Annotated in this window: 20 protein-coding genes, 1 tRNA gene and 1 pseudogene; 7 read left to right on the forward strand and 15 right to left on the reverse strand. The window is 65.5% G+C overall.

The genetic code is table 11. From position 1 onward, the window contains the following. Window positions 1–25: 25 nt before the first annotated feature. The 4 genes from AUL38_RS08715 to AUL38_RS08730 all read right to left on the reverse strand — a co-directional run bounded on the left by AUL38_RS08715 (window position 26) and on the right by AUL38_RS08730 (window position 5,551). Window positions 26–1,333: a sensor histidine kinase gene (locus tag AUL38_RS08715; protein WP_059061134.1), complete on the reverse strand. Its 1,308-nt coding sequence runs from the start codon at window positions 1,331–1,333 to the stop codon at window positions 26–28. A gap of 63 nt (window positions 1,334–1,396) precedes the next feature. Continuing rightward, window positions 1,397–2,266, reverse strand: coding sequence for an ABC transporter permease (locus AUL38_RS08720; RefSeq protein WP_059061136.1), 870 nt, complete (start codon window positions 2,264–2,266; stop codon window positions 1,397–1,399). 44 nt (window positions 2,267–2,310) lie between these two features. Next, on the reverse strand, window positions 2,311–3,225 hold the full coding sequence (locus AUL38_RS08725) for an ABC transporter ATP-binding protein (RefSeq protein ID WP_059061138.1): 915 nt from the start codon (window positions 3,223–3,225) through the stop codon (window positions 2,311–2,313). Window positions 3,226–3,376: 151 nt separating this feature from the next. Continuing rightward, window positions 3,377–5,551 (reverse strand): ATP-dependent DNA helicase RecG, encoded by a 2,175-nt coding sequence (locus AUL38_RS08730; RefSeq protein ID WP_059061140.1) that lies wholly within the window; start codon window positions 5,549–5,551, stop codon window positions 3,377–3,379. 58 nt (window positions 5,552–5,609) lie between these two features. On the opposite strand from AUL38_RS08730, the gene AUL38_RS08735 reads away from it, so the two are divergent. Then, window positions 5,610–6,458, forward strand: a complete 849-nt coding sequence (locus AUL38_RS08735) for a tyrosine-protein phosphatase (RefSeq protein WP_059061142.1) — start codon at window positions 5,610–5,612, stop codon at window positions 6,456–6,458. Window positions 6,459–6,461: 3 nt separating this feature from the next. Then, window positions 6,462–7,079, forward strand: a complete 618-nt coding sequence (locus tag AUL38_RS08740; protein ID WP_059061144.1) for an RsmD family RNA methyltransferase — start codon at window positions 6,462–6,464, stop codon at window positions 7,077–7,079. Between the two features lie 403 nt (window positions 7,080–7,482). Here AUL38_RS08740 and AUL38_RS08745 read toward each other — a convergent pair whose 3' ends face one another. Both AUL38_RS08745 and gabT read right to left on the reverse strand, forming a co-directional pair. Continuing rightward, entirely contained in the window at window positions 7,483–8,949 is a 1,467-nt protein-coding gene (locus AUL38_RS08745) for an NAD-dependent succinate-semialdehyde dehydrogenase (RefSeq protein ID WP_059061145.1), read from the reverse strand. A 38-nt stretch (window positions 8,950–8,987) separates the two neighbouring features. Next, window positions 8,988–10,322: a 4-aminobutyrate--2-oxoglutarate transaminase gene (gene gabT / locus AUL38_RS08750; protein WP_059061146.1), complete on the reverse strand. Its 1,335-nt coding sequence runs from the start codon at window positions 10,320–10,322 to the stop codon at window positions 8,988–8,990. 116 nt (window positions 10,323–10,438) lie between these two features. Between gabT and AUL38_RS08755 the strand changes: the two genes are divergently transcribed. Continuing rightward, complete coding sequence (locus AUL38_RS08755) at window positions 10,439–11,647, forward strand: PucR family transcriptional regulator (protein WP_059061147.1); 1,209 nt, start codon at window positions 10,439–10,441, stop codon at window positions 11,645–11,647. Here AUL38_RS08755 and AUL38_RS08760 read toward each other — a convergent pair. Both AUL38_RS08760 and thiL read right to left on the reverse strand, forming a co-directional pair. Next, window positions 11,634–12,257 carry an SIMPL domain-containing protein gene (locus tag AUL38_RS08760; protein WP_059061148.1) on the reverse strand — a complete coding sequence of 208 codons (624 nt, stop codon included), beginning with the start codon at window positions 12,255–12,257 and terminating at the stop codon, window positions 11,634–11,636. The two genes, AUL38_RS08755 and AUL38_RS08760, sit on opposite strands and share 14 nt — an antisense overlap. A gap of 50 nt (window positions 12,258–12,307) precedes the next feature. Next, window positions 12,308–13,345: a thiamine-phosphate kinase gene (thiL, locus tag AUL38_RS08765; protein WP_059061151.1), complete on the reverse strand. Its 1,038-nt coding sequence runs from the start codon at window positions 13,343–13,345 to the stop codon at window positions 12,308–12,310. An 88-nt stretch (window positions 13,346–13,433) separates the two neighbouring features. Here thiL and AUL38_RS08770 point away from each other — a divergent pair, with 88 nt between their 5' ends. Further along, complete coding sequence (locus AUL38_RS08770; RefSeq protein ID WP_235590666.1) at window positions 13,434–13,979, forward strand: DUF3515 family protein; 546 nt, start codon at window positions 13,434–13,436, stop codon at window positions 13,977–13,979. 102 nt (window positions 13,980–14,081) lie between these two features. On the opposite strand, the gene AUL38_RS08775 is transcribed toward AUL38_RS08770, so the two are convergent. From AUL38_RS08775 to AUL38_RS08805, 7 genes and pseudogenes are all read right to left on the reverse strand, one after another. Beyond that, a complete protein-coding gene (locus AUL38_RS08775) occupies window positions 14,082–15,239 on the reverse strand; it encodes a D-alanine--D-alanine ligase family protein (protein WP_059061152.1) in 1,158 nt (385 codons plus the stop codon). After that, window positions 15,197–16,296: pseudogene (locus tag AUL38_RS08780) on the reverse strand (NAD(P)H-dependent glycerol-3-phosphate dehydrogenase). The gene AUL38_RS08775 and the pseudogene AUL38_RS08780 overlap by 43 nt, the downstream one beginning before the upstream one ends. Beyond that, complete coding sequence (locus AUL38_RS08785; protein ID WP_059061153.1) at window positions 16,293–17,069, reverse strand: 1-acyl-sn-glycerol-3-phosphate acyltransferase; 777 nt, start codon at window positions 17,067–17,069, stop codon at window positions 16,293–16,295. The pseudogene AUL38_RS08780 and the gene AUL38_RS08785 overlap by 4 nt, the downstream one beginning before the upstream one ends. 75 nt (window positions 17,070–17,144) lie before the next feature. Next, entirely contained in the window at window positions 17,145–18,506 is a 1,362-nt protein-coding gene (gene murA, locus AUL38_RS08790; protein WP_059061270.1) for a UDP-N-acetylglucosamine 1-carboxyvinyltransferase, read from the reverse strand. Window positions 18,507–18,569: 63 nt separating this feature from the next. Then, window positions 18,570–19,172 carry a 3-isopropylmalate dehydratase small subunit gene (leuD, locus tag AUL38_RS08795; protein WP_059061154.1) on the reverse strand — a complete coding sequence of 201 codons (603 nt, stop codon included), beginning with the start codon at window positions 19,170–19,172 and terminating at the stop codon, window positions 18,570–18,572. Between the two features lie 2 nt (window positions 19,173–19,174). Beyond that, complete coding sequence (gene leuC / locus AUL38_RS08800; RefSeq protein WP_059061157.1) at window positions 19,175–20,632, reverse strand: 3-isopropylmalate dehydratase large subunit; 1,458 nt, start codon at window positions 20,630–20,632, stop codon at window positions 19,175–19,177. 173 nt (window positions 20,633–20,805) lie between these two features. Beyond that, window positions 20,806–21,861, reverse strand: a complete 1,056-nt coding sequence (locus tag AUL38_RS08805) for a TerC family protein (RefSeq protein ID WP_083506720.1) — start codon at window positions 21,859–21,861, stop codon at window positions 20,806–20,808. 315 nt (window positions 21,862–22,176) lie between these two features. Between AUL38_RS08805 and AUL38_RS08810 the strand changes: the two genes are divergently transcribed. The 3 genes from AUL38_RS08810 to AUL38_RS08820 all read left to right on the forward strand — a co-directional run bounded on the left by AUL38_RS08810 (window position 22,177) and on the right by AUL38_RS08820 (window position 24,095). Further along, window positions 22,177–22,983, forward strand: a complete 807-nt coding sequence (locus AUL38_RS08810; RefSeq protein WP_059061274.1) for a TIGR00645 family protein — start codon at window positions 22,177–22,179, stop codon at window positions 22,981–22,983. 96 nt (window positions 22,984–23,079) lie between these two features. Further along, window positions 23,080–23,161, forward strand: a tRNA-Leu gene (locus AUL38_RS08815). Window positions 23,162–23,414: 253 nt separating this feature from the next. Then, window positions 23,415–24,095 (forward strand): hypothetical protein, encoded by a 681-nt coding sequence (locus tag AUL38_RS08820; protein WP_059061159.1) that lies wholly within the window; start codon window positions 23,415–23,417, stop codon window positions 24,093–24,095. Window positions 24,096–24,121 lie beyond the last annotated feature (26 nt).

The raw sequence follows: 24,121 nt of genomic DNA on the forward strand, positions 1-24,121 counted from the left end.
CTGATGCGGTGCGGATCGCTCACAATCATCCTTCTTCGTTCGGTAGTGCAGATGCCGCGCCTGCTGCCCCGCGGGGAAACAGCACGCGAAGTTGCCAGCCGGGCCCGCTCGGTGCGGGCCCGGATTCAATGGTGCCACCGAACACGCGCACGCGCTCAGCGAGGCCTGCAAGGCCCCGGCCGGAGCCGACACCGGTCGTTGGCCCGAGGGTGTTCGGTGGCCTGCCGTAGTCGCGCACCGTGATCTCCGATCCTGCCGCGTTTTCCGTGAGCGTGACCTCGGCCCGCGCGCCCACTCCGGCGTACCGGAGCACGTTCGTGAGTCCCTCCTGGACGACGCGGAAGATCGCGAGGCCCTGGAGTCGGTCGTCGAGCCGCAGCCCGCCGTCGCTCAGGGTGACGTTGAGGCCCGCCTCTTCGAAGCCGCGCACGAGGCCGGGGATGTCCGAGATCCCCGGCTGCGGCGCCATGTCAGCTGCCTCGCTCATTTGGAGGGCCCCGAGCAGTCGGCGCATCTCGGTGAGCGCGGTGCGCCCGGTCTCGGCGCTGCGCTGCATCGCGTTCGCTGCGGCCTCCGGCGCGGTTTCGACGGCGCGTGCCCCGCCCTCAGAGAGCGCAATCATGACGGACACGGAGTGCGCGACGATGTCGTGAATCTCGCGGGCGATGCGGGATCGCTCCTCGGCGACGGCGAGCTGCGCGAGCTGGTCACGCTCGCGTGCGAGCTGGTGCGCGCGATCAATAATCGCTTGGAGGTAGCGCCTGCGGTTGCCGAGGTTAATACCGATGAGCAGCACCGCGAGCATCCAGATCGAGTCGAGAATGACGATACCGATCGGGCCGGATCCCTGCACTTCACTGCGAAACGCTGGCGAGAGGGTTGGGGTGTACACGCTGACGATGTTTCCGGCGACCGCGATCGAGTAGGCGATCCATCCGGTTCGAACATCGCGATACACGGGGACTGCGTAGAGCAGGAACCAGCTTGCGACCGCGTTCGCGATGATCAACGGTCCGCCGTCGCCCACCAGCGAAAGCATGACAATGATGAATCCGAGCAGCGGGGCCCTGCGCCGAAAGAGCAGAGCGACCGTGCCGGCCGCGATCCGCAGGGCCACCACGAGCGAGTAGACCGCGCCAGCGGCGATGTTCGGACCAACGCGGTCAAAGTACAGCGTGAAGATGTCGAGCAGTGCGAGCGGCACCGCCCCGATGAGGTAGCAGACGAGGATCGCGATATCGATCGCACGCGGATGAGCAGCGACCCAGCGGCGGAGCGCGCCTGGGGGTCTGGGGAGGAACGCCTCAGAGTCGACTCTCGCGGTCTCATGCATCAGCGTTCCCCCTTTCACGTTCTCACCCTACTGGCGCTCCCCCGATGGGCGCCTGCGGAGCGGCTACTTTGCGTCGCGCGACTTCAGCACAAGCAGTCCGAGTGCCATCGGAATCGCAGCCCACAGCGCGATCGCGAGCATCCCGATCCCATAGGTCGGGTCAGTGTTCGTCGAGATGTCGCCCAATGCAAGCGTGCTCCCGAGTGACATCGGCAGGAAGCTGCCGACGGTCGGCACCCACTCCCAGCCGGTCATCATGAGGAATTGCAGACCGATGGGGAGCACGAAGACGATACCGGCGACGAGCGCGATTCCACCGGCTGTCGAGCGGAGGGCCGCGGCGAAGCCGAAGCCGAGCAGCGCGACGCAGACGAGGTACACCACTGCACCGAGCGCGCCGGTGAGTACCGGGTAGGAGAAGAGTTCTGCCCCGGCTGCCGGGATGAAGAGCAAGCCGATAACGAGTCCGAGCACGACGAGCACGAGCGCGGTTAGCGCAGCAATCACGGCGAGCACGATCGCCTTCCCGAAGTACATCGGGGTGCGGCGAGGAACTGCGGCGAGACTCGAGAGGATCATCCCACTCGAATACTCACTCGAGATGACGAAGACGCCGAGGACACCGAAGATCAGGGCGAGGAAGGGCGAGGCGAGGGTGGATACCGTGAGCAGGTAGCTCTGCAGCCCCTCGGCGGGCAGCGCGGCGGGATCCATCCCGTCGTATGAGAACGTCGTCTTCATCGCCCAGGCGCTCAGCAGGCTGAGCCCGACGCTCGCCAGCAGGGTGACGAGGAGCGTGATCCTGATGGAGCGGAGCGAGGTGAGTTTGATCCGTTCGGATTTGATGATGCCGCCAAAGCTCAGCTTCGGGGAGCTGCCCGAACCCGCGAAGGTCTGGCGCGTGGCCGGTGGTGTGTACGTTGCAGAAGTCATGGTGTGTCCAGTCCGTCGAAAGTGTGTGTGGTCACGTGCCCGGCTCAGCCGGCCGCGTACTCAAGTTCGTCGCGAGTGAGCTGAATGTAGGCGTCCTCGAGGCTCCCGGTGACGGGGGTGAGCTCATGGAGCACGATGGCGTTCGCCGCCGCGATCTCGCCGATCTCGGCAGCGGTGAGCCCGGCAGCAGAGAAGCCGGCGCCATCGCCGCGGTCGAGCGGCAGCAGTTCAGCCTCGGACCGTGCGTTCATGACGAACGAGGCGAGCTCGGCGGCCTGCGGGCTGCGCACGGTCACGCGTGCGGTGCCGTTGCCGACGAAGTCTGAGATCGGTGCGTCAGCGACGACGCGGCCGCGACCAAGCACGATCACGTGGTCTGCGGTCTGCGCCATCTCACTCATGAGGTGACTCGACAGCAGCACCGTGCGGCCCTCGCTCGCGAGGTGACGCAGCAGGTTACGCACCCAGAGGACACCGTCGGGGTCGAGCCCGTTCACCGGTTCGTCGAGGATGAGCACCTTCGGGTCGCCGAGCAGTGCTGCGGCGATGCCGAGGCGCTGGCCCATGCCGAGCGAGAAGCCGCCAACGCGCTTGTTCGCGACAGATTCGAGCCCGGTGAGCTCGATCACCTCGTTCACGCGCTGGTCAGAAATGCTGTGCGTCGCGGCAAGCGCGCGAAGGTGACTGCGTGCGCTGCGGCCGGGGTGGACCCCCTTCGCATCGAGCAGCACGCCGATCTCGGCGAGCGGGGCGCGCAGGCCCGAGTAGCGTTCACCGTTCACCGTCACCGTGCCGGCGGTCGGCTTGTCGAGGCCCACCATGAGGCGCATGCTCGTCGATTTTCCGGCACCGTTGGGCCCGAGGAAGCCGGTGACCTGGCCAGGCTTGATGGTGAAGCTGACATTATCAACGGCTTTCTTCGCACCGTAGTGCTTGGTGAGCCCGCGAGCCTCGATCATGGTGTCTCCTTTTCGAGAGAGGTTGAGCATGTGCCTTCAGCTTAGAAAGCAGAGTGCGTTTCCGTATCCCACTTGAGTATCTCTAGCGTGGTACCTGGGTACCGTTGCGCGACCCTACTCAGGAGCGATGCTCGGCCCCCATGGACTCAGACTAGGACTTCGCCAGGTTCTCCAGGTGAGCCTCTTCGCGCGCGATGATCGCGGCGAGACCCGGATGCCCTGCGAGTTGCGGATCCTCGTCGAGGAGCGCGTCAGCGAGTTCTCGTGCGTGTGCGATGAGCTCGCCGTCGTGCGTCACCCGGAGGAGCTTCAGTGTGGATCGGCCGCCGGACTGAGCGGTACCGAGGATGTCGCCCTCGCGGCGTAACTCGAGGTCGATCTCGGCGAGTACGAAGCCGTCGCTCGTTGCGGCAACCGCTTCGATCCGCTCTCGCGCGGTCGTCCCCTGCTCGGCCACGCTCATGAGCAGGCAGAGCCCCGGGTGCGATCCGCGCCCGACACGGCCGCGAAGCTGGTGCAGCTGCGACACCCCGAAGCGGTCGGCGTCTCGCACGATCATCATCGACGCGTTGGGCACGTTCACGCCGACCTCGATGACGGTCGTCGCAACGAGCACGTGGATCGCTCCCGCCGCGAACTCGCTCATGATGCGGTCCTTCTCGGGGCCGGGCATGTCACCGCTCAATGCTTCCACGCGGAAGCCCGCGAACTGGGGCATCGCACGAATCTGCGCGACCGAGTCCGTCACGTTCGCGAGCGGCCGCTTCGTCTCCGGCCCCTCGACCGGGGCGTCCTCCCCCTCCTCGACGTTCGGCGCTGCCCCACCGGAGATCGCAGGGCACACCACGTAGACCTGTCGGCCAGCGGCGACATCCTCCGCGGCGCGCTCCCACACGCGCGCGGCGCGGCGCGGCATCTCAAGCTCCGGCACAACAAACGTTTCGATGCCGAGCCTGCCGGGCGGCAGCTCACGGATCGTGAGCGTCTCCAGATCACCGAACGCCGTGAGCGCGACCGTGCGCGGGATTGGGGTCGCGGTCATTGCCAGTACGTGCGGCTGCGCGCCTTTCTGGCGGAGCGCCTCGCGCTGATCCACCCCAAAGCGGTGCTGCTCGTCGATGACCGTGAGCCCCAGATCGTAGAAGGTGACGCCCTCACTCATGAGCGCGTGCGTACCGACCGCGATGCGCGAGTTGCCCGACGCGAGCGACAACAGCGCACGCCGCCGTTCGGCAGTCGGCATACGGCCCGTGATGAGTACCGGGTTGAGTGTTGCCGCGAGGTCAGGGCCGAGCGCTTCGACAACCGAGCGGAAGTGCTGCGAAGCGAGCACCTCGGTTGGCGCCAGCAGTGCGCTCTGGCCGCCGGACTCGGCGACCTGCAACATCGCCCTGAGCGCCACGAGCGTCTTACCTGAGCCGACCTCGCCCTGCAGCAGTCGATGCATCGGGTGCGGGAGGGCGAGCTCCTCGGCGATCACCGCACCGACCTGCCGCTGATCCCCGGTCAGCTCGAACGGCAGTGAGGAGTCGAAGCGTTCGAGCAGCGCCCCCGGCGGGCGCGGGGTGCTCGGCTCGGCGGATTGCTGCCGTCGCCGGTGCAGGAGCGCCAGCTGCAGATCGAATGCCTCGCGAAACTTCAGGCTGTGCTGCGCGTCCCGCCAGTCACTGTCGCGGCGCGGCCGGTGCACGCCTTCGAACGCCGCCCCGAGCGAGAGCAGCCCTTCGGCCCGCAGCAGCTCCCCGGGAAGCGGATCCGGCACCTCCGTGAGCGCGTCAAGCGCCATCTCGGCCGCGCGCGCGATCGTCCAGCTCGGCATCTGCGCCGTTGCCGGGTAGATCGGCACCGGCTTCTCAGCCCACGCCTTCGCAGCCGCCTCCTCGAGCTGCGCGGCCCCCGGCACCTCATCATCGGAGTCGAAAAACTCGTAGTCGGGATTCTGCAGTTGATAGGCCCCGCGATACTCGGAGACCTTGCCCGCGAAGATCCCCTGCCTGTCCTTGCTCAGCTCTTTCAGCCGGTAAGGCTGGTTGAAGAACGTGAGCGTGAGCGTTCCCACACCGTCAGTGATCTGCGCCTCAACGATCGAGCCACGCCGCCGCTGCATTTGCCGGGAGGTCGCACGGAGCACCTGCGCGACGACCGTCACCTGCTCACCGACGGGGAGACCCCGCAACGGGGTGAGCTCGCCGCGGCGAGAGTAGCGCCGCGGCAGATGCCAGAGCATCTCTTCGACAGTCGTGATCCCGAACGCCTTCTCGAGCGGCTTCGCGCTCCGCCCGCCGATGACCCCGGTGAGCAGGGAGTCGAGGGTTACGTTCGCCATGTTCCCAGGCTAGCGCGCTCACCCTAGTTTTCTGGGAAAGCGACGGTAGTCTGGGAAGGTGACCGAACTCAACAGCCGCCGCGTGCACCTTGACACCGTCCCGAACCTTCGCTCGCTCGGCGGGCTCCCCGTCGCCGGGGGCACCGTCGCCCCAGGCATGATCTTCCGTTCCGCGACGCTCGGCGCGCTCTCCGACGAGGACAGCGCAACCCTCGTGGACCTCGGTATACGCCGCGTCGCCGATTTCCGAACCGCCGGTGAGCGCAAGAGTGCACCCGATGTGCTCCCCGACCACGTCGAGGGCGTCGTGTTTGATGTGCTCGGCGACCAGCCGAACAGTATCGCCGCGAGCCTCGCCCACATCGGCATGCCGGGCGACCGTGGCAGCCGCGAACTGTCGCCGGAGGCAGCAGCACAGGCGGCTGCGGGAATCACCGAAGTCTTGGGTGAAGGCCGCGGCCTCGCACTCCTGCAGGGTTCGTACCGCCACTTCGTGCAGGCAGACTCGGCACACACCGCCTACCACGGCTTCTTCTCTGCCCTCACCGAGGATGGCGAATACGCCCCGACGCTCTTCCACTGCTCCGCAGGGAAGGATCGCACCGGCTGGGCCGCAGCGGCGTTCTTGTTGCTGCTCGGCGCCGACGAGGACACAATCATGGAGGACTACCTCCTCACCAACATAGACATCATGCCGATGGTTGAGCCGATGCTCGCGAAGGCGGAGGCGAACGGCATCGATCCTGACATGCTGCGCCCGGTACTCACCGTGCAGCCAGAGATGTTGGAGGCGGCCTACGACGAGATGCGGGCTCAGTACAGCACAGTTGAGAACTACTTCGTCACCGGACTCGGGCTCGACGAGCGCCGCCTCGAGGTGCTCCGCGACCGCTTCATTTCGGCGTAGCGCGTGACGCGGATTATTGCGGGCCGTGCTGGCTCACTCAGACTCGAGGTTCCTAAAGCGGGCACACGCCCGACGAGCGACCGCGTTCGCGAAGCGATCTTTTCGGCGCTCGAATCGTGGGGCGCAATTGACGGCGCGCGAGTGCTGGACCTCTACGCCGGTTCGGGGGCACTCGGGCTCGAGGCCGCAAGCCGGGGCGCTGCCTCGGTGACGCTCGTCGAAAAACACCCGCAGGCGGCGGGCGTGGCCCAGCGGAACGCTCGGACGGTGTTGCAGGCGTGGCAGGGTGGTGCGCGCGGCGGCCGCGGCTCAGACCCCACCGGAGCTGCCCCAGCGGTCGCGGTTGAGAAGCACTCGGTGCAGACGTTCCTCGACCGCGAGCTAGAGCGCGGCGACGCGGCTGCGCGATGGGACGTCGCACTGTTGGATCCGCCCTACGACCTCGACGACGAGTCCCTCACCGCCAACCTGACTGCGCTCGTCCCGCTGCTCGCCCCAGAGGCTCTCGTGCTCGTCGAGCGCAGTAGCCGCTCCCCCGAGCCGACGCTCCCAGGAGGGCTGGCGCCGATCCGCAATCGCGCATACGGCGAGACCGTACTGTGGTGGTCTGAGCCGGCGTAGCCGCGTTGCTGCTGGCCTGCTGGCCTGCTGCATTCCTCACTGACCCGTTTTTTCTAGTGCACCATTCCGGGGGCCGGATTCGGCACTGCGAGGATTAAACGGGCAAGAATGGAATGGGCAGCCGGGCTGCCGCGGGTGCTCCGCACCCTTGCCATGAGGACAAGTGTGCCCGGGCCGCGTGCGTTGCGCCCGCGGCAGGCGCTCACTTCACGGCGCACCCGTCCTCTCCGACCCCAGTTTTCTCATGCGAACCTTGTTCGGGCCATGCCCGGGTCGGAATGGATTAATCGGGGCAGGGAGGATGTGGGGGCTCGGCGCGCAGACACGGGCGTGCCAGGAAACAGCAACGGCGGGGTGCGGGAGAAAAGTCTCCGGCACCCCGCCGTTTCGGGCTCAGTGCGGGTTAGCGCGGGATGAGCGTGTACTTCGTCGAGAGGAACTCGTGGATTCCCTCGAAGCCACCCTCGCGGCCGATGCCCGACTGCTTCAGTCCGCCGAACGGAGCTGCAGCGTTCGAGACGAGGCCGGTGTTCAGGCCCATCATGCCGGTTTCGAGCTTCTCGATCATCCGGTGGCCGCGAGCGATGTCCTCGGTGAAGACATAGCTGACAAGGCCGTACTCGGTGTTGTTCGCGATCTCAACAGCTTCTGCCTCAGTCGAGAAGCGGATGATGCCGAGAACCGGTCCGAAGATCTCCTCGCGCATGATCGCCGACTGCGGGCTGAGCTTGTCGATGACGGTCGGCTGGAAGAAGTTTCCGGGCCCGTCGATTGCTTCGCCACCGGTAACGATGGTTGCGCCGGTCTCGACTGCGTCGGCGACGAGGCGAGCCGTGTTCGCGACGGCCTTCTCCTCGACGAGCGCGCCGATGTCGTTGCCCTCATCGGCGCCACGGCCGATGCTCATCGCAGCGACCTTCTCGCCGACGCGACGAGCGAACTCGTCAGCGACCGACTCGTGCACGATGATGCGGTTCGCAGCGGTGCACGCCTGGCCAATGTTGCGGAACTTCGCGAGCAGCACGCCTTCAACGGCCTTATCGAGGTCAGCGTCCTCGAAGACGACGAACGGGGCGTTGCCACCGAGCTCCATCGAGGTGCGGAGCACGTTCTGCGCAGCAGCCTGGAGCAGCGTCACGCCAACCGGGGTAGACCCGGTGAACGAGAGCTTACGCAGGCGGGTATCAGAGAGGAGTGCGCTGGACTGCGCGCTCGACTTTGACGTCTGCACCACGTTCACGACGCCAGCGGGAACGCCGGCCTCTTCGAGCAGCTGCGCGAAGAACATGGTCGTGAGCGGGGTCAGCGCTGCGGGCTTGATGACGACGGTGCAACCAGCCGCAAGCGCCGGAGCGATCTTGCGGGTCGCCATCGCCAGCGGGAAGTTCCACGGCGTGATGAAGTAGCACGGCCCCACGGGGATGTGCGAAACCACCATGTTGCCGGTGCCCTCGGGGTTCGGGCGGTAGTCGCCGCGCACGCGCACGGCTTCTTCCGAGAACCACCGGAGGAACTCGCCGCCGTAGTTCACCTCGCCGCGTGCTTCAGCGATGGGCTTGCCCATCTCCATTGCCATGAGCAGCGCAAACTCTTCCTTGCGCTCCATGAGCATGTCGAATGCGCGGCGGAGAATGTTCGAGCGCTCGCGCGTCGACGTCGCTGCCCAGTCGTCCTGCGCTGCGACTGCGGAGTCGAGCGCACGTACTGCGTCTTCGACGGTCGCATCGGCGATGGTCTTGATGACCTCACCGGTTGCGGGGTCGACGACGTCAAACGTTGCACCGGAGGTGGATTCTTCCCACTTGCCACCGATCGCGAGCCCCGAGGGGACGCGGTCGAGGAGTTCCTGTTCGTTGGGCTTGAGAGCCATGAAGCGGTGTCCTTTCAGCCTGAGTACTTGTGAGGAGCTTAGTTGGCTGCCAGCGCGTCTGCGATGATCTGCAGCGCTTCGCGGAGCAGCTCATCGGAGATCGACAGCGGCGGGAGGAAGCGAACCACGTTGCCGTAGGTGCCGCAGGTGAGGAGGATGACTCCCTCGTTGGCTGCGTGCTTCGAGATCGCGCCGGTGAGCGCTGCGGCCGGGTTCTTCGAACCCGACTCGACGAACTCGACTGCCATCATTGCGCCGCGGCCACGGATGTCGCCGATGCGGTCGTCGGTCTTCTGCAGCTCGGCGAAGAACTCGGTGATGATCGCACCGATCTCGTTCGCGCGTGCAGCGAGGTTTTCCTTCTCGTAGGTGTCCATCGTTGCGAGTGCTGCTGCACACGAGATCGGGCTACCGGTGTAGGTGCCGCCGAGGCCGCCTGCGTGAGCGGAGTCCATGATCTCGGCGCGGCCGGTCACTGCCGACAGCGGGAGGCCGCCTGCGATGCCCTTCGCGGTGGTGATGAGGTCGGGGACGACACCCTCGTGGTTCGCTGCGAAGCGATCACCGGTACGTGCGAAGCCGGTCTGCACCTCGTCGAGGATGAAGACGACGCCGTTCGCGGTTGCCCACTCCTGGATTGCGGGGAGGAAGCCTGCTGCGGGAGCAATGAAGCCGCCCTCGCCCTGGATGGGCTCGATGATGATCGCAGCGACGTTCTTCGAGCCAACCTGCTTCTCGATCTGCGTGAGCGCGACCTCTGCTGCGTCGACACCCGAGAGACCGTCACGGTACGGGTACGAGGTGGGAACGCGGTAGACCTCGGGAGCGAACGGGCCGAAGCCGTCCTTGTACGGCATGTTCTTTGCGGTCATGCCCATGGTGAGGTTGGTGCGGCCGTGGTACGCGTGGTCGAAGACGACGACTGCGTCGCGCTTGGTGTAGTGGCGAGCGATCTTGATCGCGTTCTCCACTGCCTCGGCGCCCGAGTTGAAGAGTGCGGAGCGCTTCTCGTAGTCGCCGGGGGTGAGCTCGTTGAGCTTCTCCGCGACAGCGATGTAGCCCTCGTAGGGGGTGACGGTGAAGCAGGTGTGGGTGAACTGCTGGACCTGCGCGGTGACTGCCTCGACAACGGCCGGAGCCGAGTTGCCGACGCCGGTCACGGCGATGCCCGAGCCGAGATCGATGAGCGAGTTGCCGTCAACGTCAACCATGACGCCGCCGCCAGCAGCAACGATGGAGACGGGAAGTGCAACGCCAACGCCCGCAGCAACCGCTGCGTTCTTGCGTGCGAGCATCTCCTGCGACTTCGGGCCGGGGATGCTGGTGACGAGCTTGCGCTCCTGCGGAAGTGAGGGGCCGCCGGTGAGAGTCATGGATGTCTCCTTAACGTGTTGAAGTGTGAGCACCGAAGTGGTTCCCCACCACGGCGCCGGATACCTCCAAGGATACGGCTGGGAGCCACGGCGCAAAGATGCCATAATGGCGATTGATGATGCAATATTTCGCCGAACCGGCAATTCACTCGTGGATCGATCTCGATACGCTCCTGCGCGACTACGAGCTCGGTCTCGTCGCCGTGGCCGGAGTCGACAACGAGACCGGTTCGCGCGTCGTGCAGTGGGTGCACTCGACGGACCTCGCAGACCCGACGCCGTTCCTCACGCCCCGCACGGTGCTCCTCACCACCGGGGCGCAGTTCAAGGGCACGCTGAGCATCCGATCGGCCGAGGCCTACGTGGCCCGCCTCGTCGCCGCTGGCACCACCGCCCTCGGTGTGGGCGTCGGAATCCGCTGGGATCGTATCCCGCCGACGCTCGTCGAAGCGTGCGAGAAGCTCGGCCTGCCGCTCATTCGGGTGCCGTATGACACCCCGTTCATTGCGATCACCCGCGCGGCCGCGCGCCTCATTGAGGCCGCTGTCCACGCACAGAACATGGACCGGCTGTCAGAGTCGCGTTCGACGCGGCCCACGAGCCTGGCGCGCTCCGAGGCGGCCCTCGCGACCGCGACGCTCCGCCTCCTCATCGCTGGGCACCGGGAGCTCGCGGAGAGTGTGGCAGGCTCACTGTTCCCGCGGCTGCCTCGCGGCCAGGTCTCCGTCATCGCGCTCCCAGGCATTCATCCCAGCCTTGAGCTGGAGTCGCTCGGCGACGGCGCCGCGACCGGGATCGTGGATGGCCGCAGACTCATCATCTGCGAGCCCGCTCGCATTCCAGCAGCCAGAAAGCTCGCCCGCGGACTCCCGGGCGGCCTCTCGGAGCGCGGATCCCTCGATGACCTCGTCGAACTCGTCGCGCAGGCGGATCGCGCCCTCGAACACGCGCTCTCCGAGGATCGAGCTGCGGGAGCCGGCGCGAAGATCGTCGAGTACCGGCCAGCGATGCACGCCGGCCTCCTGCAGCTCATTGGGGAGAGCCAGGATGCCCGCAGGAGGGCAGCGGGTTTCCTCTCCCCTGTGCGCGCGCACGACCGCAAACACGACGACGAGATCGAGCGCAGCCTCGAGGCCTGGCTGCGCCACAACGGCCAGCTTTCGCCAGCCGCGGAGGAACTGTCGATCCACCGCCACACCCTCCGTGCGCGCATTCGCACCGCGGCAAGCTTGCTGCAACGCGACATCGACACCCCCGACACGAGAGCCGAGCTGTGGACGGCGCTCCGCATCGCCGCAGGGCCGCAGCAGGCTACTCAGCGGTGAAGGTCGCCTCGACGCGCACGCCGACGGCAATCTGCCCCACCGTCACCTCGGGCGCCGCGGCTGCGGCCATCGCGAACCGTGCGTCGCCAACGGGCGACGGGCCACCGCTCGAACGGCCGTCACTGAGCGACAGCAGCGTCAGTGTCGTCGCACCGATGGCTGCGGCGAAGTCCTCGGCGGCGGTGCGCGCATCCTGCACGGCAGCGCTGCGGAGGTTCCGGGTCGACTCGCTGCGCAGCGCATCCCCCAGCTCCCACTGCACGCGCACGTCGGCGCCGCCGTCCGTCAACTCGGCCGCTACATCACCCACGCGGTCGAGGGCGGTGAGCACGATCCGCACGTTTGCGTGTGCTTGGTGCTCGACGACGTTCGCACCCTGCTCATCACGCCACGAGTTCGAATAGGTCGAGACCGGGTCGGCAATGTACTGCAGCGCAACCCCCTCAGCCACCAGCGCCTTCGCCCGCTCAACGAGCCGCGCATGCGCCGCGTTCGCGCCCTGCAGCGCGGTCTCCCGCGATGCATCGCGGAACGACGCCGACGCGAACACGTCAGCCTGATCCGCAGGCACCTGCGCCTCGGCTGCCCCAATCACCGTAATCTTCGCCATAGTTGTCCCCCTCATGCGTGCCGGGAGCGCGGCGCGCAGATGCGCGCCCGCTAGCTCCGCAGCGTCGTGAGCTTATTGTATGGATCCCACCCACGCGGCGTATAGGGGGCGCCGCCGACGGTCAGCGAACTCGCGGTCGACGCTCCGTCCGCTGGCGTGTCAGGCGCTGCAGCGGCGGGCGCGACCGTGCCAATCGCGTGAAACCCCTCCGGCAGCGTCACCCCCGGCGGGAAACACGCCAGCAGGCCGTGATCCTCCCCGCCCTCGAGCATTGCGTGCAGCGACACTTCGACATCAACCTGCACCCCAAACGCGGCGGTGAGGAGGTGCGGGTGCAATTCGATCCGCACCCCCGAGGCACGCGCGAGCCGGGCGGCATCGAGCGCGAGCCCATCGGAGACGTCCATCATTGCGGTCGCGCCACCCGTGCTTGCTGCGACCCCGAGGTGGATCGGCGCGCGCGGCGCGAATTGCGCTGCAAGCTCCGCGGCGTGCGCTGCCCGCAGCTCGGCGAGGCCCGCATCGTGGGCGATGCCGTGCTCGTCGGCGCAGTGCTCAAAGAGGAGCGATAGCCCCATCCCGGCAAGCCCCAGGGGGCCACCGTACGCGACGGTGTCCCCGGGCTCCGCTCCCGAACGGGTGACCGGAGCCCGGCCCTCGAGATCACCAAGCGCCGTCACCGCGGCGAACAGCACCGGCGCCTGCCCCAGGTCACCGCCGACAACGCCGCAGCCGGGCGCGAGCTGCCGGCAGGCCGCGCTGAGCCCGCGCGAGATCTCTTCGAGGAGCATCACCGGCGTGTCCTTCGGGCACGCGAGCGCAACCGTCAAGGCCGTCGGTTTCGCGCCCATCGCGGCCACATCAGACAGGTTTGTCGCAGCAAGCTTCCACCCGAGATCGAATCCGGCGTGCCAGGCCAATCGAAAGTCGGGGCCCTCGATCATTGTGTCGGTCGTCACCACCAACTCACCGGACTGCGCGAGCACCGCGCAGTCGTCACCGGGGCCAAGGGTCGCGGCTTCCGCCGGGCTGAGCTGCGCCAGGATCCGGGCGAGCACGCCCGCCTCACCGAGTTCTCCAACTGTCATCACCACACCAAGGTACCGCGGGCCGCAGGAAGCGGCACGCTCAGCCCACTCCCCGGCTCCCCAGCCCCGCAGCGGATAGGCTTGAGGCGTGAAAGCTCGTGCCGTTCGTACCACTGCCCTCGTCCTCTCCGCGGGAGCAATCGCGCTGGCACTGACCGGCTGTGCCCAGGACGTTCCGATGGAGGCAGCGGCCGACGCAAACAACCCCGCCTGCGCTGATGTCATCGTGCGACTACCGTCCTCGGTTGACAATCTCGATCGCCGATACACGAACGCGCAATCGACCGGAGCATGGGGAGACCCGGCGAGCGTGCTGCTGTACTGCGGTATCGAGCCGAGCGGCCCCACCACCGATAGCTGCGTCACGGTGAACGGTGTCGACTGGATCATCGACGATTCGCGCGCCCCACTCTTCCGGTTCGAGGCTTACGGCCGCAGCCCCGGCGTCGAGGTCATCGTGAACTCCGACGAGGGCGTCAGCGGCACCAACGTCATCACCGAGCTCAGCGGTTCAGTTGGGAAGCTGCCGCAGGAACGCAAGTGCACCGCGATCACCGACAGCATCGACGACTCGCAGTTTGGTGACGTTCCGCAGACCGACGTCACGCCCGAGGCCAAGCCTGAGGGCGAGTAACGTCACACCGCGCATTCGTTCTGTCAGCGGAGGTATCCGCAGCGGCCGCGCCGCGTCTCAAATCGAGATTCAGGGCGGCACGGTGCGGATCGGTGACTCGGGCTAGTACGACGGCCGCTTCTCGAGCGCGAGCTCGATGAGTTCGGTGATGAGGTCGGTGTAGCCGAGACCTGACGCGTCCCACAGCATGGGGTACATCGAGGCTGGCGTGAACCCGGGGAACGTGTTGATCTCGTTGAGCACGGGGCCGTTCTCGGTGAGGAAGAAGTCGATGCGCGACAGGGTGCGTGCCTGCGTGCCCTCGAACGCGCGCACGGCTGCGTCGCGGATCGCTGCAAATTCTTCCTCGGTGACCTTCGCGGGCAGCACGAGCTCGACGCCGCCTGCGCCGAGGTACTTCGCTTCGAAGTCGTAGAATTCGCGGCCGGTGACGACGATCTCGCCGAGCACGCTGCTCGTGCGGGTCGGCTCCCCCTCGCGGCCCTCGAGTACGGCGATCTCGACCTCGCGGCCGGTGATTCCGGATTCGATAAGCACGGTGCGGTCCTCGGCAAACGCAATCTCGAGCGCAGCAGGAATTTCCGACGCTTCGGTGACGCGGCTCACACCGACCGAGGAACCGGCGCGTGCCGGCTTCACGAACAGCGGATAGGTGAGCCCCTCGTCGAGGGTCGAGACGATCGCCGGGTCGCGATCCACCTCGCCGCGAGTGATCGTGCGCCACGGAGCCACGGGGATCCCCATGCTCGCGAGCACGACCTTCACGAGGTGCTTGTCCATGCACAGCGATGAGCCGAGCACGCCTGATCCGACGTACGGCATGTCGATGAGGTCGAGCATGCCCTGCACGGTGCCGTCCTCGCCGTAGGGCCCGTGGAGCGTCGGCATGACGGCGTCGACGTGGCCGAGCGAGCTCAGCGTGCCGTCGCTCGAGATGAGCGTCAGCGAGCGCGTATCGACCGAGGCAGGCCAGATCACGCGGGTGCCGTTATCGCGCACCTCGGGCAGCGACGGGCCATCGAGGCGGTAGTCGGCGAGGTCGTCCTCGTGCATGAGCACCATCGCGCCCCGCTTGGTGATTCCGACGAGTACGACGTCGAAGCGCTCCCGGTCGATCGCGCGCAGGATCCCAGCCGCGGTGACGCAGCTGATCCCGTGCTCGCTCGATCGCCCGCCAAAGAGCAGGGCGATGGTGTGCTTCTTATGCTGAACGTCGCTCACTGCGTGCGCTCCTTCCGGCGCCCGAACCAGCGTCGCCATCCCGATGTTGCGTTGCGGCCGAGCACGAGCTCACGCCGCGGAATACCGTCTTCAGTGGCGAGGTGCGGGCCGAGGTTCTTCGGCTCCATCTCGCCGTCGAGCACCATGCCGACCTGCTGCACGATGGGCATCACGATGCCACGCGCCTGCGCGATCTCGAGGATCGGCGCGACCGAGGTGATGCCCTCGGCGGTCTGTTGCATCTGCTCGCGGGTTTCCTCTTGCGAGTACCCCTGGCCGATCAAACGACCGGCAGTGTTGTTGCGCGACAGTGGCGACTGGCAGGTTGCGATGAGGTCGCCGAGCCCAGCGAGCCCGGACAGCGTGATCGGGTCGCCGCCCTGGGCGACCGCGAACTCGGTCATTTCGGCGAGCCCGCGCGTGATGATCGACGCCTTCGTGTTCTCGCCGTAGCCGACCCCGTCGACGATGCCGATCGCGAGCGCGATGAGGTTCTTGAGCACGCCGCCGAGTTCCGTGCCAACGACATCGGTGTTCACGTAGGTGCGGAAGTAGGGCGCCGAGCAGGCCTTCGCGACCTCCTGGGCTACCTCGATCGAGGCGCACGAAGCGACAGCACCCGTCGGCTGCTCTTTCGCGATTTCGAGGGCAATGTTCGGACCTGAGACGACGGCGATGCGGTCGGACTCAAGGTCGAGGGTGTCATGGATGACCTCGCTCATGCGCATGGTGGTCGTGCGCTCGACGCCCTTGACGAGGCTCACGAGCACGCTCGTCGGCTCGAGGAACGGCTCGATGTCAAGCAGGTTCTGCCGCAGCGATTGGCTCGGCACCGCGAGGAAGACGAGCCGTGCGCCGCGCAGCGCCTCGGCCAGGTTCGACGTTGCCTTCAGCGTCTTCGGAAGGTCACTCCTGGAAGGTACTGGCTGTTGCGCTTCGCGACCTGGATCTCGTCCGAGACCTCGGAGCGTCGCGCCCAGATCGTCACGTCGGATCCAGCGTCGCAGAGCACCTTCGCAAAGGTGGTGCCCCAACTCCCCGATCCGATAACCGCGATCTTCGCGCCGCGTTTCACGCCGCCGTGTGCCGCGTTCAAAAACGCCCCGTTTCGTTCTGCTGATGTTTCGCCGGATCCCAGCGCTCGGCGGGGGCTTTCTCCCCGCGAAGCCCCTCAAGGAGCGCCGTGATCTCGTTCATGAGCTTGGTGGTCGCTGCATTAATGAGCTTCTGGTCGATGTGCTTGCCTTCGAACTCGCTCATGTCCATCGGTTCCCCGATCGCGACCTCGATGGTCTTCCGCGGAAACGGGCGAATCGACTTGCCGTACCGCGGCATGAGCTCCTGCGTACCCCAATGGGCTGCCGGAATGAGCGGGATGCCACTCTCGAGCGCGAGGCGGACCGCACCGCTCTTGCCCCGCATCGGCCAGAGGTCAGGATCGCGCGTGAGTGTGCCCTCTGGGTACACGACGACGCCTCCCTGGCTCTCGATGAGCTTGCTCGCGGCGCTGAGCGGGTTATCGAGACCGGTTGAGCGGGTCACTGCCCCGGTGCGCTCGACCGGGATCTGCCCGCTCCTACGCAGCATCCAACCGAATACCGGCACCTTGAAGAGACTTGCCTTCGTGAGGAACCTCGGTACGCGACCAAGGTGCCACACAGCGACACCCATCGCGATCGGATCGATCTCACTAAAGTGGTTCGGCGCAAGAATGAACGGGCCGCTCTTGGGGAGCGATGAGGTGGGCGTAAAGCGATAGCGCACCATGAGCGACCACACTGGCAGCACCAAGCTAGCCAAAAGCCAAAACATGGAGGGCTTGCGCTTCTCGGCACCCGAATGGCTCCGCAGCTTCACCGTTTTCGTCATAGTTCGATTATCCCGGAATCCCGCGCACGCAAGTGCATAGGCGCCGTGCGGCGCGGGATTCATCGCAGAGGGGTATTAGCCTTCGAACACGAAATCAGCACCGAGCAGCCGCAGCTTCTCAATGATGTTCTCGTAGCCGCGAGCAATGATCCCGATATTGGACACCTTGGACTCACCGTCTGCGATCAACGCGGCGATGAGGTAGCTAAAGCCGCCGCGCAGGTCTGGCACGACCACGTCGGCAGCGGTCAGCGGCGTCGGGCCGGTGATGACCGCCGCCTGCTCGAACTCACGACGCTTCACACGGCGTGCCTTATCGGCGAGCCCATCAGGGTGCACCTCAATGCTCGCGCCCATCTTGTTCAGGGCATCGGTGAAGCCAAAACGATCCTCGTAGACAGTCTCGTGGATCGTCGACTTCCCGACGGCCTGGGTCAGCGCCACGATCAGCGGCTGCTGCCAGTCAGTCATGAAGCCAGGGTGCACGTCGGTCTCGATGGTCACGGGCTTCAGGTCCCCGCCCGGATGCCAGAACCGAATACCGTCGTCCTGCACGTCGAAGTCGCCACCGACCTTGCGGAAAGCGTTCAGGAAGGTCATCATCTCTTCCTGCTTCACGCCGCCAACAAACACATCGCCCTTGCTCGCGAGCGCAGCAGCGGCCCAGCTTGCGGCCTCGTTGCGGTCGAAAATGGCCTTGTGGTCGTACCCACGGAGCTCCTCGACGCCCTCAATGAAGATGACGCGGTTCGGCTCCATCGAAATGATCGCGCCCATCTTCTGCAGAATGCAGATCAGGTCGATGATCTCTGGCTCGATAGCCGCGTTGCGCAGTTCAGTCTGGCCCTCTGCGAGCACAGCCGTCAGCAGCACCTGCTCGGTGGCGCCAACCGACGGGTAGGGCAGCTCGATGTTCGCGCCCTTCAATCCGTTGGGCGCGGTCAGGCTGATGCCGCTCGGCAGCTTCTCGACGACCGCACCGAACTCGCGCAGCGCGTCGAGGTGGAAGTCGATCGGACGGTCGCCGATGCGGCAGCCACCCAAGTCGGGGATGAATGCCTCACCCAGCCGGTGCAGCAGCGGACCGCAGAACAGGATCGGGATACGCGACGAACCGGCGTGCGCGTCGATGTCAGCCTTGTGCGCGACCTCAACGTTCGACGGATCGAAATGCCACTCGTCCGCGTCCTCACCCTTGGTGATGAGCACGCCGTGCAGTGCGAGGAGCCCTGCGACGACGCGAACGTCCGAGATGTTCGGGACGTTGCGCAGCACGCTCGGGGTCTTGCCGAGCAGCGTCGCCACCATCGCCTTGGTCACGAGGTTTTTCGCCCCGCGCACCTCGATGCGACCCTCAAGCGGTTTGCCGCCCTTGATGATGATCTCGTCCGAGCTCAGGCCAACCTTGGCACCCTGATTCGCGTTGTCGTGCGACACGGCGTCCTTCTCCGAGTGCTCCGGGTTATCGGGCTGTTCTGCGTTACTCACGTACGGGCCTCCCTAGGCGGTCTTCACGGGCAGCGTCTGCGGCATCCAGCCTGGACGACGTGCCTCAAAGTCGGTGATCGCCTGTTCATTACGAAGCGTCAAGGAGATGTCATCGAGACCCTCCATGAGACGCCACCGAGTGTAATCGTCGATATCGAACGAAACTGTGAGGTCACCGGCGGAGACCGTGCGGTCCTCCAAGTTCACGGTGACGGTGGTCGTGGGGTCGGCCTCAACGACCGCCCACAGACGCTCGACGTCTGCCTCCGACACCTGCGCGGCAAGCAAGCCCTGCTTGCCGGAGTTGCCACGGAAGATGTCGGCGAAGCGTGCCGAGATAACGACCCTGAATCCATAATCGCGCAGCGCCCAGACAGCGTGCTCACGCGAAGAGCCGGTGCCGAAGTCAGGGCCGGCAATGAGGATCTCGGAGCCCTTGAACTGCGGCTGGTTCAGCACGAAGTTCTCGTCCTGGCGCCAGTGGTAGAAGAGCGCGTCGTCAAAGCCGGTCTTGGTGACTCGCTTGAGGAACACTGCCGGGATGATCTGGTCGGTGTCGACGTTTGAGCGGCGCAGCGGCAGCGCCGTGGCCTCCAGCGTGATGAACTTCTCCATGGTTATGCCTCCACCTTCTGGTTCGCGTCAGCCTGCAGATCCCAGGGGCTCGACAGCGTGCCGCGGATCGCGGTCGCTGCGGCGACGAGCGGCGACACCAGGTGGGTGCGGCCTCCCTTACCCTGACGACCCTCAAAGTTACGGTTCGACGTTGACGCGCAGCGCTCTCCCGGAGCGAGCTGGTCGGGGTTCATGCCGAGGCACATGGAGCAGCCGGCGAAACGCCACTCGCCACCAAACTCCTCAACGATCTTGTCGATGCCCTCAGCCTCGGCCTCGAGACGGACGCGTGCGGAACCGGGCACGACCATGAGGCGGACGCCCTCGGCCTTCTTCTTGCCCTGAATGATGCTTGCGAATTCGCGGAGGTCATCGAGACGAGCGTTGGTGCAGGATCCCATGAAGACCGCGTCGACGGGGATCTCCTTCATTGGCGTGCCAGCCTCAAGATCCATGTACTCGAGCGCGCGCTCAGCCGCGGCACGCTCGTTGGGGTCAGCAATATCGGCTGGGTTGGGGACCGCGTCGCTCAGGTGTACGCCCTGGCCGGGGTTGGTGCCCCAGGTGACGAACGGCTCAAGCTCGCTCGCATCGATCGAGACCTCGGCGTCAAACACCGCGCCTTCGTCGGTGGGAAGCGTCTTCCAGTACTCGACAGCAGCGTCCCAGTCGGCACCCTGGGGCGCGTGGTCGCGACCCTGCACGTAGTCGAATGTCTTCTCGTCCGGTGCGATCATGCCGGCGCGTGCGCCCGCCTCGATCGACATGTTACAGATGGTCATGCGACCGTCCATCGACAAATTCCGGATCGCCGATCCGCGGTACTCGAGCACGTAGCCCTGACCACCGCCGGTGCCGATCTTCGCGATCACCGCGAGGATGATGTCTTTTGCGGTCACGCCCGGGCGGAGTTCGCCCTCAACGTTAATCGCCATCGTCTTGAACGGCTTGAGCGAGAGCGTCTGCGTCGCCATGACGTGCTCAACCTCGCTCGTGCCGATACCGAACGCAAGCGCACCGAATGCGCCGTGCGTGGAGGTGTGACTGTCACCGCACACGACGGTGATCCCCGGCATCGTGAGCCCGAGCTGCGGGCCAACAACGTGCACGATGCCCTGCTCTTTGTCGCCGAGCGGGTGCGAGCGCACGCCGAACTCCTCAACATTCGCGCGGAGCGTCTCGATCTGTACGCGGCTCGTCGGGTCTTCGATCTGCCGGTTGATGTTCAGCGTCGGAGTGTTGTGATCCTCCGTTGCGATCATCTGATCGACGCGGCGCAGCGGCCGACCCGCAACCCGCAGGCCGTCGAAGGCCTGCGGGCTGGTGACCTCATGGATGAGGTGCAGATCGATGTAGATGAGGTCAGGGTCGCCTGCCTCACCCTTGACAACCACATGGTCGTCCCAAAGCTTCTCGGCCAGAGTCCGAGGGGAAATCGTCGGGGGCTTCGTGTCAGTCATTGCTTCTCTTCATTCTCTTGCTTCGCTGGAATCGAGCCATCAGGCTACGAACGCGAGTGGATCGGCCGTGCAAGAACCCCGCGACGGGCGGCCGTGGGCTAGATCCCGTCGCGGCCACGAAGAAGCTGGTGCCGCTGACGCATGATGAAGAGTCTAACACTCAGCCCCAACGATCAATTCCCCTTCGAAGAATCTCCGGTCGTGCCGTCCTCATCAAGGTGGGGCTCGGCCGCGCCAAAGTGCAAGGTCTCGCCGCTCTTGCGGGCAACCTGCTTGGCCTTCCATACGCTCGCAACGGTCGAGATGACCATGGCAGCGAGGATGAACAGCAGCGACATGCCGGTGGTGATCTCCGGCACGGCAACCGGCTCGCCACCGTTGATGAACGGCAGCTCGTTCTCGTGAAGCGCGTGCAGGATGAGCTTCACGCCGATGAACGCGAGGATCGCTGCAATGCCGTACTTCAGGTACGGGAGCTTGTCGAGCAGGCCACCGAGCAGGAAGTACAGCTGGCGGAGGCCCATGAGTGCGAAGACGTTTGCGGTGAACACAATGAACGGGCTCTGCGTAATGCCGAAGATCGCGGGGATCGAGTCGAGCGCGAACAGGAGATCGGTCGCGCCGAGCGAGATGAGCACGAGCAGGAACGGCGTGAACATGCGCTTGCCCTCAACGGTGACGCTGAGCTTTCCGCCGTGGTACTCGTCGGTGAAGGGGACGACCTTTTTGACCTGTCGGATGAGCCAGCTGTCCCCGTGCTCCTCGTGTCCGCCGGGCTTGACCTGCTGCCACGCGGTCCAGATGAGCCACGCACCGAAGATGAAGAAGACGGCGATGAAGCGCTCGATGATGGCGGCACCAGCCAGAATGAAAATGCCGCGGAAGAGCAGCGCGAGCACGATGCCGATCATGAGGGCTCGCTGCTGATACGCAGTCGGAACCTTGAACGCGCCGAGAATCAGCACGAACACGAAGAGGTTATCGATGGAGAGGCTGTACTCCGTGAGCCAGCCGGCAACGAACTCCGTAGCGTGCTGCGCGTCCGCGAACAGGTAGATGGCTCCCGCAAACAGCAGCGCGAGCAACACGTAGAAGCCGACCCACAGGCTGGCCTCTCGCATAGAAGGGACGTGTGGCCGCTTGATGATGAGCAGCAGGTCCACGATGAGAATCAGTGTGAGGAGGATCATCGATCCCACCTCGAACCAGAGCGGAAGTGCGGTTGTCACGGTAAAGAACGACTCCTTCGGGATGGCGCAGGGTGCGCAAAACTCCGAAAGTCTCTCCCCGGAACCAACCCTTTCGGGTGACGCCGCGCTCGAACCGGCTGAGCGATCTGCGCACAGCGTATTGACGACACGAGCGAGGTGGAATACTCCCCTTCGCAGAGAGCAAGTATATCCCCCGCCATGCCAGAAACGTGGGAACGCAGTGCCCCGCGCGTGCCCACACCCAGGTGGGAGGGTTTTCTGTGGGATAACATGTGGCTCTCCAAATTCGAACTATCACGACCACACGGGAGAACACACGTGAACCAACGCTCGATGCCGCCAATTCAGCGCAGCACCGACCGCGGCCCGGGAGCCGCCTCGCGCACGCTCGCCGGATTCATTTTCGCGAGCCGCTGGCTGCAGGCGCCCCTCTACCTCGGGCTCATCATCGCGCAGGGCGTCTACGTCGTGCTCTTCTTCGTCGAGCTGTGGCACCTGTTCGAAAACGTCATCATCTCGGGGAAGATCACCGAGACCGATGTGATGCTCAGCGTGCTCGCGCTCATCGACATTGTGATGATCGCGAACCTCCTCATCATGGTGATCATCGGCGGCTACGAGACCTTCGTCTCGAAGATCCGCGTCGAGGGTCACCACGACGAGCCCGAGTGGCTCTCACACGTGAACACGAACCTGCTCAAGGTGAAGCTTGCGGTATCGATCATCTCGATCTCGTCGATCCACCTGTTGAAGACATTCATCGAGGTCGGCCGCATGGAGGACGGGATCGTGCTCGGGGCCGACGGCAAGGTGATTTATTCTAACGACGGCGTGTTCTGGGAGGTCATGATCCACCTCGCATTCATCATCTCTGCGCTGGCACTCGCCTGGATCGACCGGATGTCGCAGCACCACACGGCGGGCCCCTCCGGCGGCTTCAGCGCGGGCGCGATCGAGGCGGGACTTGCCGGCGACGCTGCCGCCACGAGCGCGCCGACTCAAGTTGCACCGGCCGCATCGGCCGCACCGGCCACAGACCCCACTGGTTTTGTGACGGTACGCGTGCCGGTCGGTACAGCCCTGCCCGATGGCGCCGAGGTCATCGACGGCCGCTCCCCGGGCAGGGACCACAGCAAGTAGTCGGTGAGTGCGCGACGCGCCGAAGCAGTTTTCCGGGGTTGGCGTCACTCCACGCCAAGAGCCGCTAGTCTAGATCGGTGCCGCAGTTAGGCGCACGCGCGAGTGGCGGAATTGGCAGACGCGCTGGATTTAGGTTCCAGTGTCTTCGGACGTGGGGGTTCAAGTCCCCCCTCGCGCACAGCATATGGGGCAAGGGAAGTAGCACTTCTCTTGCCCCTTTGTCGTTTCGTGCTGCACCTTATTTTGCACCTTATCGATATTTGCGCTGCACCCTATCTGCGCAGCTACTCGAATCGCAGATCGCTCGCGCAATTCTCAAATTGCGCGTACACTATCCCTCAACAGGTGCTTTAGGCCCGTCACAACTAGATCCCCCAGCGAATGGGGCATCGACCTTGTGACGGGCCTTTGTCGTTCTACGGGAGGAACACATGACTGACACGGCTCGGGCGGTAGAACGCCTCACACAAACACACACCGTCCACCTCGACGGCGCAGAGTACGAATGCGCTCCCCTGCTCGAGCAGCTACGCGACGCGATCTCATCATCCATGGGCGGCGGCTCGGGCGGCGGGGGCGGCGCCGGCGGCAACCTCATCAACGCTGAAGCGCTCGGCCTCTGGCAGCACATCGAGGACATCGCACGCGCATGGCTCAACGAATGGCGACTCCCCCACGCCGGCGACCTCATCAACGTCGTGCCACGCTTCGCGCAAGCCACCCAGGCACAGCACGCGGCCGGCGCGATCGATGACGACATGCGCGACGAGCTCGACGCGGCGTTCGGGAAGTGGATCTACCGAATCGAAGACCTCTTTGACCCTCCACACCAGAAGGAACTCACCGCCCCGTGCCCATCATGCGGGGAACGCCACCACCTATCCCAGGAGAAGGACAAGCAAGGCCGCGTCATCGAGACTCGCCAGCTTGCCGCCGTGACCATCCCGGTGAAGCGAGGCCGTGCCGTGATCGCCGAGTGCCGCTGCTGCGGGGCCATGTGGTCGACAGAGACAGAGTTGGTCGCACTCGCTGAGGCTATGGGTATCGAAGTCGACGTCGTGGCCCTGCGTGCGCTCGCCGCCGCGCCACTCGAAGATGTGTTTGCAACATAGCTTCGATCATGGTACATTTGTACCAC

It is taken from the genome of Leucobacter sp. G161 (genome assembly GCF_001482305.1).
In the GTDB taxonomy this organism is placed as follows: Bacteria; Actinomycetota; Actinomycetes; order Actinomycetales; family Microbacteriaceae; genus Leucobacter.

Bases quoted from the DNA above. Each gene is read 5' to 3' on its own strand.
- AUL38_RS08715 (WP_059061134.1), bottom strand. From the start codon at position 1,333: ATGCATGAGACCGCGAGAGTCGACTCTGAGGCGTTCCTCCCCAGACCC.
- AUL38_RS08720 (WP_059061136.1), bottom strand. From the start codon at position 2,266: ATGACTTCTGCAACGTACACACCACCGGCCACGCGCCAGACCTTCGCG.
- AUL38_RS08725 (WP_059061138.1), bottom strand. From the start codon at position 3,225: ATGATCGAGGCTCGCGGGCTCACCAAGCACTACGGTGCGAAGAAAGCC.
- AUL38_RS08730 (WP_059061140.1), bottom strand. From the start codon at position 5,551: ATGGCGAACGTAACCCTCGACTCCCTGCTCACCGGGGTCATCGGCGGG.
- AUL38_RS08745 (WP_059061145.1), bottom strand. From the start codon at position 8,949: ATGGCTCTCAAGCCCAACGAACAGGAACTCCTCGACCGCGTCCCCTCG.
- gabT (WP_059061146.1), bottom strand. From the start codon at position 10,322: ATGACTCTCACCGGCGGCCCCTCACTTCCGCAGGAGCGCAAGCTCGTC.
- AUL38_RS08755 (WP_059061147.1), top strand. From the start codon at position 10,439: ATGATGCAATATTTCGCCGAACCGGCAATTCACTCGTGGATCGATCTC.
- AUL38_RS08760 (WP_059061148.1), bottom strand. From the start codon at position 12,257: ATGGCGAAGATTACGGTGATTGGGGCAGCCGAGGCGCAGGTGCCTGCG.
- thiL (WP_059061151.1), bottom strand. From the start codon at position 13,345: ATGACAGTTGGAGAACTCGGTGAGGCGGGCGTGCTCGCCCGGATCCTG.
- AUL38_RS08775 (WP_059061152.1), bottom strand. From the start codon at position 15,239: ATGGCGACGCTGGTTCGGGCGCCGGAAGGAGCGCACGCAGTGAGCGAC.
- AUL38_RS08785 (WP_059061153.1), bottom strand. From the start codon at position 17,069: ATGACGAAAACGGTGAAGCTGCGGAGCCATTCGGGTGCCGAGAAGCGC.
- leuD (WP_059061154.1), bottom strand. From the start codon at position 19,172: ATGGAGAAGTTCATCACGCTGGAGGCCACGGCGCTGCCGCTGCGCCGC.
- leuC (WP_059061157.1), bottom strand. From the start codon at position 20,632: ATGACTGACACGAAGCCCCCGACGATTTCCCCTCGGACTCTGGCCGAG.
- AUL38_RS08810 (WP_059061274.1), top strand. From the start codon at position 22,177: ATGCCGCCAATTCAGCGCAGCACCGACCGCGGCCCGGGAGCCGCCTCG.
- AUL38_RS08820 (WP_059061159.1), top strand. From the start codon at position 23,415: ATGACTGACACGGCTCGGGCGGTAGAACGCCTCACACAAACACACACC.